Consider the following 16,352-nt stretch of genomic DNA (forward strand, 5'->3'; position numbering starts at 1 on the left):
ACAATGCAGCAGATGCGCACACTCCATTCATGTCTTTGTTGGAATGCCGGGGCACGAAAAGCGACCCGCAAGCTTGAGGAACCAAGCGACGCCCAGGCCCAGATACTGAAGGCCATGGGCTACGGAGTGAGCAGTGGGGTCTTACAGGAATTGGCGACTTAACACACCGAAATCACTTGCGTTTTCAAAAAAAATGACGTTCAATCTGTTAAACTCCTGTCAATCATCAACTTTCAATCATCAACTTTCAACAACTTTGTTTGCAAAATAACTTTTGCACCAAACTCCCAAGCTCTTGCAAGGACGACGCACCATGAAAAAATCCGGATTACTCTCTGAAGCAGCTCTTGCGTTTGAAGTGGTTATCCTGATCACGGCGGGATTGATCGCATTGCTGGCCGGCATCCTGCTTTTCCCCGTCCAGCAAGGGCTGCTGCCATACTACGAGAACGGTCTGTACGGCCTGTTTCTGGTTCTTTTCGCCTTGCAGATCATTGTCTTGGGAAAAACCCCTTTCGGTGAAGCACGGCGCTCAAAGCCGCTACTTGCAATCGGGCTGCTCATCGCGGCCCTGGGGATTGTCTCCTGTTTTATTCCGGGGATTTTGGGCCAGGCACCCCGGATTCTGCTGTTCATCTGTTTCGGTCTGGGCGGTTTTTCCCTGCTTGTGCAGCTCTTTGTTTCCAAGGACAAATACCGGGCCTGGAAACAGCATGGGGGTGTTTTTCATCATCTGATCCTGGGATGCGCGGCGGTGTATGCCTTGTCCATGGTGATCGGCCTGATCGTCCTGCTCCCCGGAGCCCTTGCCCCGCAAGTGACCGCCGTTGTCGTCATATTGTACGGATTATCACTCATCTATCTTTCCTGCGCACTGGAAAAAGTCTGTCGCATGTATCCGGAAGCCCAGGCATCCGGCGGGGGAGAGGGAGAACTGTCAACTGACAAGGCCATGATCCTCCTGTTCTGCCTTTTCATGGTGCTTCTTGGCCTGCTGCTGATTCCTGTGAGTCTGGGCCTGCTTCCTTTTGCGCCTGGCGCGCAGTTGGGGCTTTTACTGCTGCTCTTCGCCCTCCAGATGATGGCCCTGGGCAGCACGCCCATCGGCCCTTTTCCGCGGACCTGGCTGTTGTTTATCCTGGGTCTGGTGGTTGCGTTCCTCGGGACGGTGTCCTGCATCATTCCGGGGTTCCTGCTTTTCCAGCTCACGCTGCTCGTGGGCGTGCTGAATATCTGTGGAGGCGCCGCGACAATCGCAAGAGTGTTCATCCCGTTGTTCAAAAAACCGGACAAGCCGCGAGAGCCCGTGCCGCCCATCCTGGTCAGGCTTTTTGCGACGCAACTGACGTTGGGCGTGTTGGCGATGCTTTTCGGTACATCCATGCTTGTCTCGAACATGATTCCCGCCCTGATCGTGGGCATTATTCTCGCTTCCAACGGGTTCGTCCTTTTGTACCTGCTACGGATTCTGGTTCAAATCGACAGGATCAAGGCCGAGGCCCGGGAATAGCCGAAAATGTCGCATCAGGTCTTGTTCTCGAACCGCAAAATCAGGAACGGCCCTGTATGCGCTTTGGACAGGCAGGTGTCAGACAAGCCAAGCCAAACAACTATTGCCAGGAATGTTGGCGCTGCCAACTTTCCTGGCGCAAACCTCTGGCGAGTTTTGCTTAACCACTTTAAATAATATCTTGAAATTGCAATACTTTCAACGTGGCATGGAACGTGCTGTCCAGTATGGCAACATCATCAACATTCAACCGATACGGAGGCATCTCATGAACATCTGGAGCAAAAAGCTGTTCACAACCGCGGCAATGGCTGCCCTGGTCTGCCTGCTGGGCATGGGCCGGGCCGGGGCGTTTGAGCAAGCGGACCTGGACAGACTGCTGCAGACAAATTCTTGTCCTGGCTGCAATCTATCCAAGGCCAACCTGTCCGGGGCCGACTTGAGGGGGGCTAACCTTGCAGGGGCCGACATGCCCCACATCAACCTCTCCGGGGCCGACTTGAGGGGGGTCAACCTTGAATCGGCAATTCTGTACAGAGCCAACCTGTCCGTCGCCAACCTTGAAGGGGCCGACATGCCCTCCTCCTACCTGTCCGACGCCGACTTGAGGGGGGCCAACCTCAAAAAGGCAAATCTGTACAGAGCCGACCTGTCCGACGCCAACCTGTCCGGGGCTCATTTGCAAGGTGCCGATATAGGCGGATGCAAATGTTACAATGCCAACCTGGACGGGGCCAATCTGCAGGGAGCCACTATTCATAGGGCCGAACTGGCTGGCGCCAGCCTGTCCGGGACAACATGGTATTCTGGCAGAATATGCGCCGAAGGGAGTGTGGGGCGTTGTAATTGAACGTGAGACAGCCGCCTTCTGAAAAAATACTGACGGGCGGGTCGGAAGAATTCATCATCAATCATCAGGAAGGAGCATCACTATGGAAGAAAGAAAGCGTTTTTTTCAGAGCAAGGTCGCCGTCATCACCGGCGCGTCCACGGGAATCGGACTGGGACTGGCCAGGAAACTCCTGGAGAGCGGGGCCGAGGTGTTTCTGTCAAGCCGAACCGCGGCGCATATCGCCGAGGCCGCCGTGTCACTACGGCAGTATGGGGACAAAGTGCATGCGCAGGTGCTCGATGTCCGTGAAGAAAAGGCCGTGACCGACTATATGGACTATGTGGCCGCCCGCGGTCCGGTGGATTATCTGTTCTGCAATGCCGGCGTGGGTTACGCCCTCCCCTACGCCGACGTCACGCAACGCGAGGACTGGAACACCATTTTCGACGTGAACGTGTTCGGAGTCGCCAACTGCGTCCATGCCATGCTTCCTCATCTTCTGAAACAGAAAAGCGGTCACATTCTGATCACTTCATCGGTTGCGGGCATATCTCCGCTCCCCTATCAGACGGTCTACGTCGCCAGTAAATACGCTGTTTACGGTTTTGCCCGGTGCCTCAGATATGAACTCGAGGAAAAAAATATCAAGGTCTCGGTCATCTGCCCCGGAGCGGTCGCGACGAACATCTTTTACCGGGGCCTTGATTATTCACTGAATTTCGACCTGCCCCAACCTCCCAATGCTATTGACATAGATCAGTCCGGAAACGAGATTCTCGACGGCATCCAAAACGGGCAGGAGGTTATCCCCGTCAATGACGATGCGCGTGAGCTGTATAAAAACATTTGCGCGGGCAATGCCGATGGCGTTGAAGCCTTCTTGCAGGCCGTCAAGGAGATGAATCTGGCAACTTTTCGCAAGGCGGCGGCAATGCAGCAGTGATGATGTACGAGAAATTGTAGTCCAAGCAAACTTCTTTCAACCAAGGAGGAACGTCATGAGGAAAATGTGGAGCAAGATTTTCACAACAGCGGCCCTGACCTTCATGCTCTGCCTGACCGGACTGGTCATGACCGGCCAAGCCCAGGCCCAGCGGTTCGTGGACAATGGGAACGGGACGGTCACGGATACGGTGACCAATCTGATGTGGACCAAGCATTCCGCCCCGTTCGCCGAAATTTAATGGCCTGAAGCGACTGCAGCGGCAGACTCTTTCAGCATCTCCGGTATTGACGGCTGGCGTCTGCCGAGCAAGGAAGAACTCGGTGACTTATACCGTGCAATGCAGGGCGGACATCCATTCACCGGGGACCATTCGCGCCTCTACTGGTCCAGCGAGGCCGCCTCGGACTACCGCGCGTGGAGCGTGCATATGAGTGACGGCAGCATGGGCGAGTACCTCAGGTTCTACAACTTCCTCGCCTGGCCGGTCCGCAACGTACAGTGAGGTGCTTGGGAGCTTTGGTTGTTCTGAATACTGGGCTTTTTGGCGAGATGAGGCTGTCCAAGGCGCAGCCTCCGAGGCCCATATTTGCGATTTAGCCCCATGCCCTGGCGGTTGGCAGAGGCAAGAGATTGGATGCGACGAAAAGAATCGGCAACAGAATGTATTCGGCTTCCTGTCACTCAACGAAAATGGAGGTGGAGATGAGAAACAAGGCATTGATTTTTTTAATGACGATACTTTTTCTGGGCGCTTCCCATGCATCAGCATTTGAGGCAACGATCAGCAATCCGACGGATCATCTCGTATTTGTCGATGGGTATGGCGTGGCGCCCGGCACGGACCACAGTGAACTGGCCATGACCATTGGTTTGAATCCCAAAGAAACCTTATCCCTGGATTTCATGCACTATGTTCCTTCCGGTCTGACTGGGAGAATATATGTGAGCAATAGTCATCAAAGTGAATGGCTGCAAATCAGGCCGGTTACGATCCAGGGAGGTGACACGGACGGAATTTCCAATTTTACTCCTTTGTCTGGAAATACATCATGGGATATTTGCTGGAAAGCAGGGACAGTTGCACTTCCCATCAAGGACAATCAATACGGCTTCTGCAAAAAGTGAGAGGAAAAGATGAAAAAAATCGTGCTGGTAGTTATCCTCGTTGGTTTTGGCGCAGGAATCTTGATGACGAATTTTTATCATGACTCGGCATCTGCATACAGATTTCAGAATTCTGCTTTGCAGGCATTTTTCGACGTGTTCCAGCCGCGTGAATCCCATGCCCAGGCAGCACCGCCTCCGTGCGAATACTCATTATCGGACGCCTATCAGATGTGCCGGACCGGATGCGATGGATGGTACTACTACGGCATGGAGCGGGAATCATGCAAGTCCGGATGCATGTGGATGTGGCAGAATGTCAGAAACGGCAACCATCCATCCAATTGCCACTTTCGAGACTGATTCCCGGCCATTGCCCCATGCGGAGTGGTATACGTCAGACAGCCGCCTTCCGTGAAACTAGTGATGGACGGTTCGGTGGTATTCACCATCAATCCCAGACCAGGGGGCGCATGGACATGGGATACTCATTCCGGGCTAGAATGCATCGCGACGTCTGAGCAACGCGGCGAAAATTATCCGGCTCAACTCGTGACAACCCAGGTCTTGGATTGGCCACCAGCTCAGCTTTCCGGATTTGGATCGGACGGCCTCGGCCTGGAACTGCAATCCGGCGCGCAAGGCGTCCTCGCCCTGTCGTAAGCTGACAAGTCGAAAGGAAAGTAGAACGTCTGAGCTGTTGCGCTTGCTGGAAGTCCGGCGAAAATGAAGCACGCCGGATGGAGAGCACCCAGAGGCGTACACCGCCATGACCGTTTCTCGTACGCTGATCGAGTTGACCGTGAGACACGCGCCTCCGGCTGAAATGTCTTCCAGCCAGGTTGACGAGGATATCCCGGAATAAAGGGCCACGGGCTCCCCGGATTCGGCCAGAGTTTCCACATTCTCCGGCAGCCCTGCAAGCCCGAGGTGGATGTGAGCGGACTGCATCGGCAAAAGGTCCGCGGCCACGCGAGGGTGTTTCCGATCCAGGGGAAAAACGTCCTGGATGGGCTCCACGACCAAAGCGGTGGTGTTTGTAGATACCGGCTTGACGTGCCTGAGGCTGCATGTACAGGCATAGAAACGCTGGTCCTGGTGCTTATGTGGAATAGAGAAGCGAAAAATCAGCGTTTCGCGAGTAGCCGCCTCACACCGGGCTTGCTCCGACGAGGGGACGATGAGCAGCAGGTACCTGTCTTTCAGCCCTCCCATGCGGCAAACAAACCCTGGAGCCGAGGGCCCTGACTCTGGAGCAAACTCCAGGGACACCTTGGCGTTGAGTGGAATTTTTTCAAGAATCAGGCGACTGTGGTACGTCCGCGGCTGGCCGCCTGCCTGGTCTTCGTCCGCAAGCCGCTGGACAGGAGGTCGATTTCGAGGATTTCGTTCCTTCTGAGCCAGATGATCTCGCAGCTTGTTCCGCCAGTAGATCATGGCCAGCGATTTCACGAAACCAGGTTGCATCAGTTTTTCGTGTCTGAAATGGCTGGCCGGGAATGATGCGGCGTTCCCCTTGATGAAAGTGGCCCGAAAGAATTCGATCAGTTCCTGAACGGAATTGTTTTCCAGACAGGGGAAGCCATCTTGCCAGGCCGCCTTTCGAGGGTCATGAAAAAAATCGTGCAAGGAAAAAAAGAGCGTGGTATCACCGGAAACCACCACGACATGGGTCTTGAGTGGATCGGTACATGCTTCCTCGTGAAGGCGCAGAAAGGCATCCGGTATTCTGCTGGTTTTCTTGTTGTCTTGGAGCAACTCAAAACAAGCCTCGCGATGGGCGTTGGTCCCGAAATTTTCCAGACAAAAAGTCCCGGCCATGGCCAGCCGATGACGCAGCGGCATGGCCATGCAATCAGAACCTTTTTGAAAAACAGGGTTTTCCTCCCAGAAAACGTATTCCTTTTCGGCAAGATAACTGTAAAACATGTTCTTCCTCAACACGGATCGCTGCTGGTCGAAAAAAACCCGGTCTATTTCCAAGGACGCCGCCTGAAGCTGGTCGTAGTTCAGCCACAAGACCATGCTGTCCAGGATGTCGTGCCAGGCTTCGGAGTGGTTGAGATAGGATTTCAGCGGCTCGCTGCCGCCGTGCTTGTCGCCGTCGTCCCGGAAGGTGTTTACCAACCAGTCGGGCAAAGGCTTGAGGCCGACGTGCCGGTCAGCGGGACAACCGGCAAGAATCCGTCCCAGAAGACGTTCGATACGCTGCGCGAGGTTGAGTCCATCGGCGTCATTTCCGAGTAGCCATCCTCGTTGCTCGAGCCGTTTCAGAAGATCGCCCACGAAATCTTCATGTGGGGTGATGGGTGGGGTCATTGGTTAAGGTGCTTGTGTCAAGCGCTGGGTCAGCCTGCTTTGCGCGCCATGATTCAGGATGGTTGTTGACGTTTCAAGGTCATGCTCGTCATAATGCGTTTGTCCCGTTACAACATTCTTTTCAATGAATAGCCATCGTTCAACCAGATATCAAGCTTTAACCGGATAAACCATGTTCATCACCTTTGAAGGCATCGAGGGCAGCGGCAAGAGTACGCAGAGCCGGATGACGTTCGACCATCTCCAACAGCGAGGCGTTCCGGCGCTCTGGACGCGGCAGCCGGGAGGCTGCGACCTGGGGAGCCGGTTGCGGGCCTTGCTACTGGGCCGGGAAGGCGACGGGCTGACGCCGCTGAGCGAATTGTTCCTGTACCTGGCCGACCGGACCCAGCACGTGGCCGAGGTCATCCGCCCGGCCCTGGCCGCTGGCACGGTGGTACTCTGCGACCGCTTCACGGACTCCACCGTGGCGTATCAAGGCTACGGGCGGGGCCTGGACGTGTCCCTGATCCACCGGCTCAACGCCGTGGCCGTGGACGGCTGCCTGCCCGATCTGACCCTGATCCTGGACCTGCCCGTGGAAACCGGCCTGAACCGGGCCCGAACCCGCAACGCGGACCAAGGCCAAACCGAAAGCGAAGGCCGGTTCGAGGCCGAAGAGACGGCCTTCCACCAACGCATCCGGGACGGCTACCTGACTTTGGCCGCGGATAATCCGGACCGCTACGCCGTGATTCCGGCGCAAGGCGACCCGGAAGAGGTCTTTGGGCGGGTTTGGCCGATGGTGTGCTCCAGGCTGGGAATCGCCGAGCATCTGCTGTAAGCCTCGAAACCGGCGTCAATCGCTCGGTTTCCGGGCCACGATCCGGGCCATTGCCCGGTCCGGGTCGTTGAGGACGCCCTCGAACCGATGCAGCACCTCCCAGTCCCTGAACCACTCCTCCAACTCTCCCGGTTTGAGCAGGTGATCCGGATTGCGCGGGGGGCCGAACTTGGGCTGGTCCACGGTGAAGGTCTCGTAGATCACGTATCCGCCAGGGCGTACGGCCCGACGTATTTCCGGGATCAACGGCCTGTGCAGATACCGAAAGACCAGCACCGCGCCGAAGGTATTTTCCGGCAACGGCGCTCTGTCCGCTGCCTCCAGATCCGTCCACCACAACCTGATCCGCACACCCTGGACCCCGGCCTCCCGCCGCGCCCGTCGCAGGTCTGGCCGGGAGCGGTCGCAGCAAATCACCTCCAGGCCGTGTCGGGCCGCGAATATCCCGTTGCGCCCGTCACCGCAGGCCAGGTCCAGAACCGGCCCGGGGATGCGGTTCTGGTCAAGCAGAAGTGTCCAGGATTGCAGCAACCCGGATGGCGGGCCTTGCCGTTCATGGCTCATCGCGCCTCCCTTTCTTCACTCTTCAATTTCGTGCCCCGCGCTCAACCGCCGGATGCGTCGGGTGTGTCGGATGTGCCGACTGTGCCGACTGTGCCGACTGTGCCAACTTTGTCGGACACTTCATGTCGCAGCAACAAAAGACTTGCAATCATCTGCAACTCCAGAAAATAATTTGCTGTTTTTGACGAAAAATTTTCTCGTCATTATCTTGACAGCCTCTTTCCCATGTTTAGATAGAAAACCGTAAGGCAACACTCATCTTGCACAAGGAGGTATATAGCATGGTTATCGACATGAGTCCCTTCTACGGCGGCATGGACAATTTCGACAGGGTTTTCAACGAGCTGTGGGGCCCGTTGAACATCAGCCAACGCAGAGTCGCCTATCCTCCGCTGAACATCAGCGAGGACGCGGACGCTCTGTACGTGCGCTGCGAAATTCCCGGGGTCAGCGTGGAGGACATCGACCTAACCTTTACGGATTCGACCCTGGTGATCAAGGGCGAGCGGAAGATCGAAAAAGGCAAGTACTTCCGCCAGGAGCGCCCCACGGGGAATTTTCAGCGGGTGGTGAACGTCAACTCTCCGGTGGACGTGGACAAGGTCAAGGCCGTGGCCAAGAACGGTCTCTTGGAAATTCGGCTGCCCAAGACCGAGGACACCAAGCCCCGCAAGATTTCCATCGACAGCATGAATTAGTCACAGGAGGAGAACCATGAGCAAGGATATCGCCCAAACCGAAGCCAAGGGACTGCCGAGGATGAAGCCGGCCACCGACATCCTGGAAACCGGCGACGGATTCTTCATCTATGTGGATATGCCAGGGGTGCGCAAGGAAGACCTGGTCATCGACCTCTCGGACGACGAACTGCGCATCGGCGGCAAGTCCGCCTACCAGGGGGTGACCAACGAGAACCGGATTCACGTGGAATTCGGCAATGTGGAATACACCCGGGCCTTCACCCTGTCGCATATCGTGGACCGGGAAAGGATCAAGGCGACCCTGAAGAACGGTGTTCTGGAACTGCATCTGCCCAAGGCGGAGAAATCCCTACCCCGCAAGATTCAGGTTGAGTTGGAATAATTACAAGCAATGGCAATTCTTCAGAGATGATCACATGAGGAGGTGTATTCCATGTTGAATCGTTTCTTTCCCGCGATGCGGCCCAAAGGCAACGTCGAGAGAGCGCGACAACCGGATCTGTTCAGCATGATGGAGCCTTTTTTCTCGACTCCATTTCCGGCCAGGGGATCGTTTGAAAAAATGATGCCCGCGGTGGACGTCTCCGAAACCGAACAGGCCGTGCTGGTCAATGCCGAACTGCCGGGCTTGGCGGCTGAGGATGTGGAACTGCACGTTGAAAACAACTATCTGGTTCTGCGCGGCGAGAAGAAAGAGGAACGAGAAGAGAAAAAGGAAAACGCCGTACACAGGGAATGCTCCTACGGCAGATTCAGCCGCTCCATCCCCTTGCCGACGGAAGTCCAGTCCGACAAGGTCACGGCCAAGTTCAAGAACGGGGTGCTGAAAGTCACCCTGCCCAAAAGCGAAAAGGCCCAGACCAGGCGCATTTCCATCGAAAGCTGAACCGCTTTCCCGACCCCATTCGATCAATCAAAAGCCCGTGCTGGAACTTCCGGCGCGGGCTTTTTCTTTGGGCGCATTTTGAAAAATAACCGTAGGGGCAGGCCTCGCGCCTGCCCTGGCTCTACGCAATTACATGAAATGCCAGAGCATATTACTGCTGCTCCGCGTTGCCGCGCCCATCCAAGGCGGCCGCCAGGGCCGCCCCTACGACGGTTGCCTGACCTGAAAACGATCCAGAAAGATGCGCGTCCCGCCGCCGGACTCCAGGGCGTTTTTCAGATTATCCGGGCTGGTGATGATCACCTCCTTGCCTCCCTTGACCAGAAAATCAATGGCCGCCGCGATCTTCGGCCCCATGCTTCCGGGAGGGAAATGACCCTGGGCTAGGTAGGTCCGCATATCCTCCACCGTGACGTCGTCCAGGTCCGTTTGGTCCGGAGTTCCGTAGTTGAGGCTGACCTTGGGCACGGCCGTGGAAACCACCAGCAGATCCGCGCCCAGGGCCGTGGCCAGCAGGCCGGTGGCCAGATCCTTGTCAATGACCGCGGCCACTCCGCGCAGCTCTCCGTCCTCGCCGCGAACCACCGGCACCCCTCCGCCTCCCACGGCCACCACGTTGAAGCCCTGTTCCAGCAAGGATCGGATCACGGGCAATTCAACGATCTCCAGCGGCCTGGGGCTGGGTACGACCCGCCGCCATCCCCGGCCCTGGTCCGGCTTGAGCACCCAGTGCGGATACTCCTCGCGCAAAACCGGCAGGTCCGCCTCCTGAAAAATTTCGCCCACGAACTTGTCCGGGTCGGCAAAAGCCGGGTCGTCCACATCCACCAGAACCTGGGTGACCACGCTCACGGCCATGCCGCGGTTGGTCGCACCCAGGCCGCGACGGCGCAATTCATTGCTCAAGGCCTGCTGGATCTGCCAGCCAATGGCGCCCTGGGTGTCCGCCACGCAAGAAGACAGCGGCACGGGATGCATCCCGGCCACTTTTCGGGCGATCTCCGAGCGCCGCAGGATAAAGCCCACCTGGGGGCCGTTGCCGTGGGTGACGCAAACCTGGCGGCCGGCTTCAATGACATCGGCGACATGGCGCACGGTCTCCCGGATGGCCTCGTACTGATCCTCCACCGAGACCTTTTCCTTTTCGCTGATCAACGAATTGCCGCCCACGGCAATGACTACCAGATTGGAGTTCGGCATGGTTCAAATTCTCTCATTTCTTGAACAGGATGAAGGATTGCGATCAGCGTCTCACACCTCAAACCAGCGGCCGAACCATGACCTCGGTTCCGGCGGTGAATCCTTCCCGGTTCTCCGGAATTTCCATCAGCCCCTGGGCCTGGAGCAGGGTTTTCAGCAGGCCGGATTTGCCCAGGACCGGAGTGGCCGTGAGGCCGCCGTCCGCGTCCCGGTTCAGGGCGACGCGGACAAAGTCCGTGCGGCCTTGCCGGGAGGCCACGTTCCGGGACAGGCGGGCCGGAACTGTCTCCAGCGGGCCGAGGTCAAAGGCCTGATCCAGGCCTTGAAGATGGGCCAGGAAGGGCAGGACAAGGACCTGCATCACCACCTGGGCGCTGGCCACCTGGCCGGGCAGGCCGAGAACCGCCTTGAGACCGGAGTCCGTTTCCGTCCGGGCCAGAATCGTCGGCTTGCCGGGACTCATGGCCACGCCGTGGGCCAGGATTTCCCCGCCGGGCAGCCGTTCCAGGGCTTCCAGGGAATGATCCCTGGTTCCCACGGAGCTGCCGCCGGACACCAGAACCACGTCGCACTCCGTAAGCCCCTTTTCCAGGGCCGCGGTCAGGGTTTGCAGGTCGTCACGGACCAGTCCGAGGCGAACGGCTCTGGCCCCGACGGCTTGGGCCAGGGCCGCGAGGGTGTGGGAATTGACGTCCCGGACCAGTCCGGGACGCACCGGCTGATCCACGGCCACCACCTCGTCGCCGGTGGAGAGGATGCCCACGGTGACCGGCGCATACACCCTGACCCGCGAATACCCCAGGGCCGCCAGCAGGCCGATCCGAGCCCCGTCCAGGCGCGTGCCGGGTTGGAGCAGGGTTTCTCCGGCCTGGACGTCCTCGCCGCGCAGCATCACGTTGTCCCAGGGGGACAGGGATTTGTGGACCTCAATGGTCGCGCCGCCCAGCTCGCCCACGGAATCCGATGTTCCTTGCCCCCCCATTTCCAGGGTCTGCTCGACCATGACCACGGCGTCCGCGCCCTGGGGCAGACACCCGCCAGTGGTGATCCGGGCGCAGGTTCCCGGTTCCAAGGCCGCATCGGTCGGGGTTTCGATGGCCACGGAAAAGGCCAGGTCCAAGTAGGTGGGGTTGGACTCCGAGACCCCGAAAGTGTCCGCGGCCCGCACCGCGTAGCCGTCCACGCAGGAACGGTGCATCAAGGGCAGATCCTCGGCCGCGACCACGGGCTCGGCCAGGACCATGCCGAAGGCTTCGGCGGTTTCCCGCTCCAGGGTCGCGGTGCGGGGAAAGGTCTTCAGGGCCTCGACGAACCGGGAGATGGAAACGACCTGAAAAAACGATTCCTTCATGACGTCCCTCCCGGTGCCGGACCGAGATGAACGTCAATGGCCCCTGGCGCGTAGCCCTTGAGCTGACACAACATGCCCCGCAGGGTCGAGGCCATGACCCTGGCCACGAAAGGATTCATGCCCAGGGGAACACCGTTGACGCGCACGGAAAAAGAGTCCTCAACGGCCTTGCAATCCTCGGGAACGGCCCTTCCGGCCACCATGTCCCGGGCCAGCTCCCCGCAGTCCTCCCGTCCGCACGCCCCGCAATTCAGCGCCGGGAGTAAAAACCCGCGCCGCAGCACCAAATCCGCGACATCCTCCACGGTTGCGCAAACGGGCAGGCCCGTCGATCTTTCTTGCTCCCAGACGGCCAAGGCCAGACCGTCTGCCAGAGCGGCGGGATCGTCCCCAGAATCGGGCTCGATTCGCGGCAGAATTATCCTGGGCAGGAAGTTCATCTTTTTCCCCCCTTCCACCAGGAGAATGTCCGCGTCCAACAGGGACCAGGCTGCCATCACCGGCATGGCCTTGGGCAGCAGAAGCATGGTCTGGTCCGGATTGATCCCGGCCACGGGGCATCCGGTCCCGGCCAGCCTGCCCGTATCCATCGCACCCAGATCAAAGAGATGATGGCTGCTTTTGATGATCCCCACCCTGTGCCCCTGGTCGCGCAACTGTTTGGCAACCTGGGTCACCAAGGTTGTTTTGCCGGATTTATGAAAACCGACGAAGCCCATGGCTCGCGTGGTCATGCTAACGTCTCCTTTGGTTTGTTCCTTCTCAAATTTCTTCGCCCCGCTTGATCCGTCGAGGATAGCAGAAACGATTTCTCGGGCAAACAAGCCAATGGGCGCGTTTTGACAGGCTACCTTGATTGCGCTAAAAAATTCAGTTTCGCTTTTTGAGATGCTGGTGGCGGGTTCGGGCAAGGACCGCCCATCACTCCGGCACACTGGCCGACCCATCAGCCTGCTTATGTCGGCCTGCTTTTATTGTTCCCACCCTCAAGGAAACACTAATGACCATGATTCAAAGCGGCAAAGGATTCGTGGACCTTTTTCCGCCCAAAAGCGACCTGTTCACCTCCATAGAATCCACGGCCCGGGACGTGTTCGCCGGATACGGCTGTCGGGAATTGCGTACGCCGATCATCGAGTACACGGAACTCTTCGTGCGGGGCATCGGTGACGAGACCGACGTGGTCCAGAAGGAAATGTACTCCTTCCCGGACCGCAAGGGCCGCTCCATGACGCTGCGGCCCGAGGCCACCGCCGGAGTGCTGCGGGCCTGTATCCAGCACAAGCTGCTGCGCCAGGACGAGGTGCTCAAGTTCTTTACCCTGGGGCCCATGTTCCGCTACGAGCGCCCGCAGATGGGCCGCCAGCGCCAGTTTCATCAGATCAACGTCGAAATACTGGGATCAGCCTCCCACCTCGTGGACGTGGACATGCTGTTCATGCTCCACCGCTTTCTCTCGGAAATCGGCCTGACCGACCTGGAGTACCAGCTCAACAGCCTGGGTTGCGCCGCCTGCCGACCAACATTTCGGGCCGCCCTGGAAGACTATCTCCGGGACGTGGACCAGACGGGCCTGTGCGAGGACTGCCAGCGGCGGATGACCACCAATCCCCTGCGCGTGCTGGACTGCAAGGTTCCCGGATGCAAGGCCTTGACCACGGGGGCTCCGGTGATCACGGACCATAACTGCGATTCCTGCCGGGTGCACTTCGGTGCCGTGATGGACCTGCTGGGCCGCTCCCGGCTCCAGGTCACGCTCAATCCCCTGCTGGTCCGCGGCCTGGACTACTACCAGCGCACGACCTTTGAAGTGGTCTCCACGGGCATCGGCGCGCAGTCCTCGGTGGCCGGGGGCGGACGCTACGACGGCTTGGTCAGTCAGCTCGGCGGCCCGGACGTACCGGGCATCGGCTTTGCCTGCGGCCTGGAGCGTCTGGCCATGCTGGCCCCTGAACAGCTGGATACGGGAGTGGACGTGTACATAGCCGTGCATGCCGACACCCTTCTGGAAAAAGCCCTGGAGATCGCCCAGGTTCTGCGCGGCCAACGTTTTTCCGTGGAGTTCCCCTACGCCTTCCGCAGCCTGAAAAGCCAGATGCGCTCGGCGAACAAGGCCGGGGCCCGCTTCGCGCTGATGCTGGACGAGGACGGGGCGGCTCAGTGCACCGTAGCGGTCAAGGACATGCGCGACGGCGAACAATATACCGTGTCCGAAGCGGATCTGCCGGGGAACCTGCTGAGCCGGATGGCGGGCGGCAATTAGCCGATAACTTTAGTAATGATACCATCTTTCGTAAGGATTTCCTTCCCATGACCGAAACCACATCACAGCGCGAATGCGAGGCCCTGGGCGATTGGCGACGCAGCCATCATTGCTCTCAACTGCGGATTGACGACACTGACCGGGAGGTCTGCCTGATGGGCTGGGTCCAGTTTCGCCGGGACCACGGCGGGCTGATCTTCATCGACCTGCGCGACCTGCACGGACGGACCCAGGTGGTGTTCAACCCGGAGATCAACGCCGAGGCCCATGCCCGGGCCCACGTCCTGCGCTCCGAATACGTCCTGGCCATTCAGGGCGTGGTCCGCGCCCGGCCCGAAGGCATGCGCAACCCGGCTCTGCCTACCGGAGACGTGGAAGTGGAGGTCCGGGCCTGGAAGCTGCTCAACAGCGCCAAGACCCCGCCTTTTCCCATTGAGGACCGGGTGGAGGTCACCGAGTCCACCCGCCTGGAGTACCGCTATCTGGATCTGCGCCGTCCCCAGTGCACCCGTAATCTGATTCTGCGGCACAAGGCCACCCAGGCCTTCCGGAGTTTTCTGAACCAGGAAGGCTTCCTGGAACTGGAAACCCCGATCCTGACCAAGAGCACCCCCGAGGGCGCGCGGGACTTCCTGGTCCCCAGCCGCATGAATCCGGGCTCGTTCTACGCCCTGCCCCAGTCGCCGCAGCTCTTCAAGCAATTGTTCATGGTCGCGGGCATGGACCGCTACTATCAAATCGTGCGCTGTTTCCGCGACGAGGATTTGCGGGCCGACCGTCAGCCGGAGTTCACCCAGATCGACCTGGAGCTGTCTTTCGTGGATCAGGCCCAGGTCATGGATCTAGCCGAGCGGATGATTCGCCAGGTGTTCAAGGAGTCCCTGGACATCGACCTGCCCGACCCGTTTCCCCGCCTGACCTACGACCAAGCCATGGGCGCCTATGGGGTGGACAAGCCGGACATCCGCTTCGAGCTGTTGCTGCACGACGTGACGGACATCGTCCACGGTTCCCAGTTCAAGCTTTTCGCCTCGGCCAAGCTGGTCAAGGCCCTGGTCCTGCCCGGGGGATCAACCCTGTCCCGCAACGACATCGACCAGTTGACGGAATTCGTGAAGATTTACGGTGCTCAGGGCCTGGCCTGGATCAAGATCAAGGCCGACGAGTGGCAATCGCCCATCGCCAAGTTCCTTTCGCCGGAAGAACGAGCCGGGCTGACCGCGGCCCTGGGACTGAAGGAGGGCGACATCGTCTTTTTCCAGGCCGCCTCCCCGGATGTGGTCAACGCGGCTTTGGGCAACCTGCGCCTGGAACTGGCCCAGCGGTTCAACCTGGTGGACGAAACCAGCTTTCAACCGGTCTGGATCACGGACTTTCCGCTTCTGGAGCACGATCCGGACGCCCAACGCTGGGTGGCCCGGCACCATCCCTTCACCAGCCCCCAGGACGGCCATGAAGGACTCCTGGCTGATCGGCCCGGCGAGGCCCTGGCCAAGGCCTATGACCTGTGTCTGAACGGCTACGAGATCGGCGGCGGATCGGTGCGCATCCATTCCGCGGCCCTGCAGGAACGGATGTTCGCGGCCCTGGGCATCGACGAAGAAGAGGCCCGTGGGCAGTTCGGGTTCCTGCTCAAGGCCCTGGATTTCGGCGCCCCGCCCCATGCCGGGATCGCCTTTGGCCTGGATCGGCTGGTGATGTTGATGACCGGATCGGCCTCCATCCGGGACGTGATCGCCTTCCCCAAAACCCAGAAGGCCTCGTGCCTGATGACCCAGGCCCCTTCGCCCGTGTCCAACGTCCAGTTGCGCGAGTTGGGATTGAAGGCCCGGGAAGCGGTAAAGTAGGTTCGG

General features: G+C 59.0%; 17 protein-coding genes and 1 pseudogene. 13 read left to right on the forward strand and 5 right to left on the reverse strand.

What is annotated here, in order from left to right:
- Window positions 1-313: 313 nt before the first annotated feature.
- From C6366_RS03030 to C6366_RS19185, 7 genes and pseudogenes are all read left to right on the forward strand, one after another.
- Entirely contained in the window at window positions 314-1,510 is a 1,197-nt protein-coding gene (locus C6366_RS03030) for a hypothetical protein (protein WP_107735876.1), read from the forward strand.
- 268 nt (window positions 1,511-1,778) lie between these two features.
- Window positions 1,779-2,360 (forward strand): pentapeptide repeat-containing protein, encoded by a 582-nt coding sequence (locus C6366_RS03035; protein ID WP_158269616.1) that lies wholly within the window; start codon window positions 1,779-1,781, stop codon window positions 2,358-2,360.
- Window positions 2,361-2,442: 82 nt separating this feature from the next.
- Entirely contained in the window at window positions 2,443-3,285 is an 843-nt protein-coding gene (locus C6366_RS03040; protein WP_107735878.1) for an SDR family oxidoreductase, read from the forward strand.
- A gap of 55 nt (window positions 3,286-3,340) precedes the next feature.
- The gene (locus C6366_RS03045) at window positions 3,341-3,526 is read left to right on the forward strand and encodes a hypothetical protein (protein WP_107735879.1); all 186 of its coding nucleotides are present in this window, start codon (window positions 3,341-3,343) and stop codon (window positions 3,524-3,526) included.
- A gap of 12 nt (window positions 3,527-3,538) precedes the next feature.
- A pseudogene (locus C6366_RS20620) lies at window positions 3,539-3,790 on the forward strand (DUF1566 domain-containing protein); the annotation flags it as partial.
- A gap of 200 nt (window positions 3,791-3,990) precedes the next feature.
- Window positions 3,991-4,413 (forward strand): hypothetical protein, encoded by a 423-nt coding sequence (locus tag C6366_RS03055; RefSeq protein WP_107735881.1) that lies wholly within the window; start codon window positions 3,991-3,993, stop codon window positions 4,411-4,413.
- Window positions 4,414-4,422: 9 nt separating this feature from the next.
- On the forward strand, window positions 4,423-4,755 hold the full coding sequence (locus tag C6366_RS19185) for a hypothetical protein (RefSeq protein WP_146164752.1): 333 nt from the start codon (window positions 4,423-4,425) through the stop codon (window positions 4,753-4,755).
- Window positions 4,756-4,890: 135 nt separating this feature from the next.
- Here the strand turns inward: C6366_RS19185 and C6366_RS03065 are convergent, their stop codons facing one another.
- Window positions 4,891-6,711 (reverse strand): hypothetical protein, encoded by a 1,821-nt coding sequence (locus tag C6366_RS03065; protein ID WP_146164753.1) that lies wholly within the window; start codon window positions 6,709-6,711, stop codon window positions 4,891-4,893.
- Window positions 6,712-6,883: 172 nt separating this feature from the next.
- On the opposite strand from C6366_RS03065, the gene tmk reads away from it, so the two are divergent.
- Window positions 6,884-7,534, forward strand: a complete 651-nt coding sequence (gene tmk / locus C6366_RS03070) for a dTMP kinase (protein ID WP_107735884.1) — start codon at window positions 6,884-6,886, stop codon at window positions 7,532-7,534.
- A gap of 15 nt (window positions 7,535-7,549) precedes the next feature.
- Here the strand turns inward: tmk and C6366_RS03075 are convergent, their stop codons facing one another.
- Window positions 7,550-8,098, reverse strand: coding sequence for a class I SAM-dependent methyltransferase (locus tag C6366_RS03075; RefSeq protein ID WP_107735885.1), 549 nt, complete (start codon window positions 8,096-8,098; stop codon window positions 7,550-7,552).
- A gap of 281 nt (window positions 8,099-8,379) precedes the next feature.
- Between C6366_RS03075 and C6366_RS03080 the strand changes: the two genes are divergently transcribed.
- Genes C6366_RS03080 through C6366_RS03090 form a run of 3 tightly spaced genes read left to right on the forward strand, consistent with a single transcriptional unit; the run spans window position 8,380 to window position 9,685 of the window.
- A complete protein-coding gene (locus C6366_RS03080) occupies window positions 8,380-8,796 on the forward strand; it encodes an Hsp20/alpha crystallin family protein (protein ID WP_107735886.1) in 417 nt (138 codons plus the stop codon).
- 16 nt (window positions 8,797-8,812) lie between these two features.
- Window positions 8,813-9,181: an Hsp20/alpha crystallin family protein gene (locus C6366_RS03085; protein ID WP_107735887.1), complete on the forward strand. Its 369-nt coding sequence runs from the start codon at window positions 8,813-8,815 to the stop codon at window positions 9,179-9,181.
- A 51-nt stretch (window positions 9,182-9,232) separates the two neighbouring features.
- Window positions 9,233-9,685 carry an Hsp20/alpha crystallin family protein gene (locus C6366_RS03090; protein WP_107735888.1) on the forward strand — a complete coding sequence of 151 codons (453 nt, stop codon included), beginning with the start codon at window positions 9,233-9,235 and terminating at the stop codon, window positions 9,683-9,685.
- 204 nt (window positions 9,686-9,889) lie between these two features.
- Here C6366_RS03090 and C6366_RS03095 read toward each other — a convergent pair whose 3' ends face one another.
- The 3 genes from C6366_RS03095 to C6366_RS03105 are packed head-to-tail and all read right to left on the reverse strand — an operon-like array spanning window position 9,890 to window position 12,970.
- Window positions 9,890-10,885: a carbamate kinase gene (locus C6366_RS03095; protein ID WP_107735889.1), complete on the reverse strand. Its 996-nt coding sequence runs from the start codon at window positions 10,883-10,885 to the stop codon at window positions 9,890-9,892.
- A gap of 58 nt (window positions 10,886-10,943) precedes the next feature.
- Window positions 10,944-12,236: a gephyrin-like molybdotransferase Glp gene (glp, locus tag C6366_RS03100; protein WP_107735890.1), complete on the reverse strand. Its 1,293-nt coding sequence runs from the start codon at window positions 12,234-12,236 to the stop codon at window positions 10,944-10,946.
- Entirely contained in the window at window positions 12,233-12,970 is a 738-nt protein-coding gene (locus C6366_RS03105; protein WP_158269617.1) for a molybdopterin-guanine dinucleotide biosynthesis protein MobB, read from the reverse strand. The genes glp and C6366_RS03105 overlap by 4 nt, the downstream gene beginning before the upstream one ends.
- A gap of 266 nt (window positions 12,971-13,236) precedes the next feature.
- Between C6366_RS03105 and hisS the strand changes: the two genes are divergently transcribed.
- A complete protein-coding gene (gene hisS / locus C6366_RS03110) occupies window positions 13,237-14,499 on the forward strand; it encodes a histidine--tRNA ligase (protein WP_107735892.1) in 1,263 nt (420 codons plus the stop codon).
- 47 nt (window positions 14,500-14,546) lie between these two features.
- A complete protein-coding gene (gene aspS, locus C6366_RS03115) occupies window positions 14,547-16,346 on the forward strand; it encodes an aspartate--tRNA ligase (RefSeq protein ID WP_107735893.1) in 1,800 nt (599 codons plus the stop codon).
- Window positions 16,347-16,352: the final 6 nt, after the last annotated feature.

It is taken from the genome of Desulfonatronum sp. SC1 (genome assembly GCF_003046795.1).
In the GTDB taxonomy this organism is placed as follows: Bacteria; Desulfobacterota; Desulfovibrionia; order Desulfovibrionales; family Desulfonatronaceae; genus Desulfonatronum.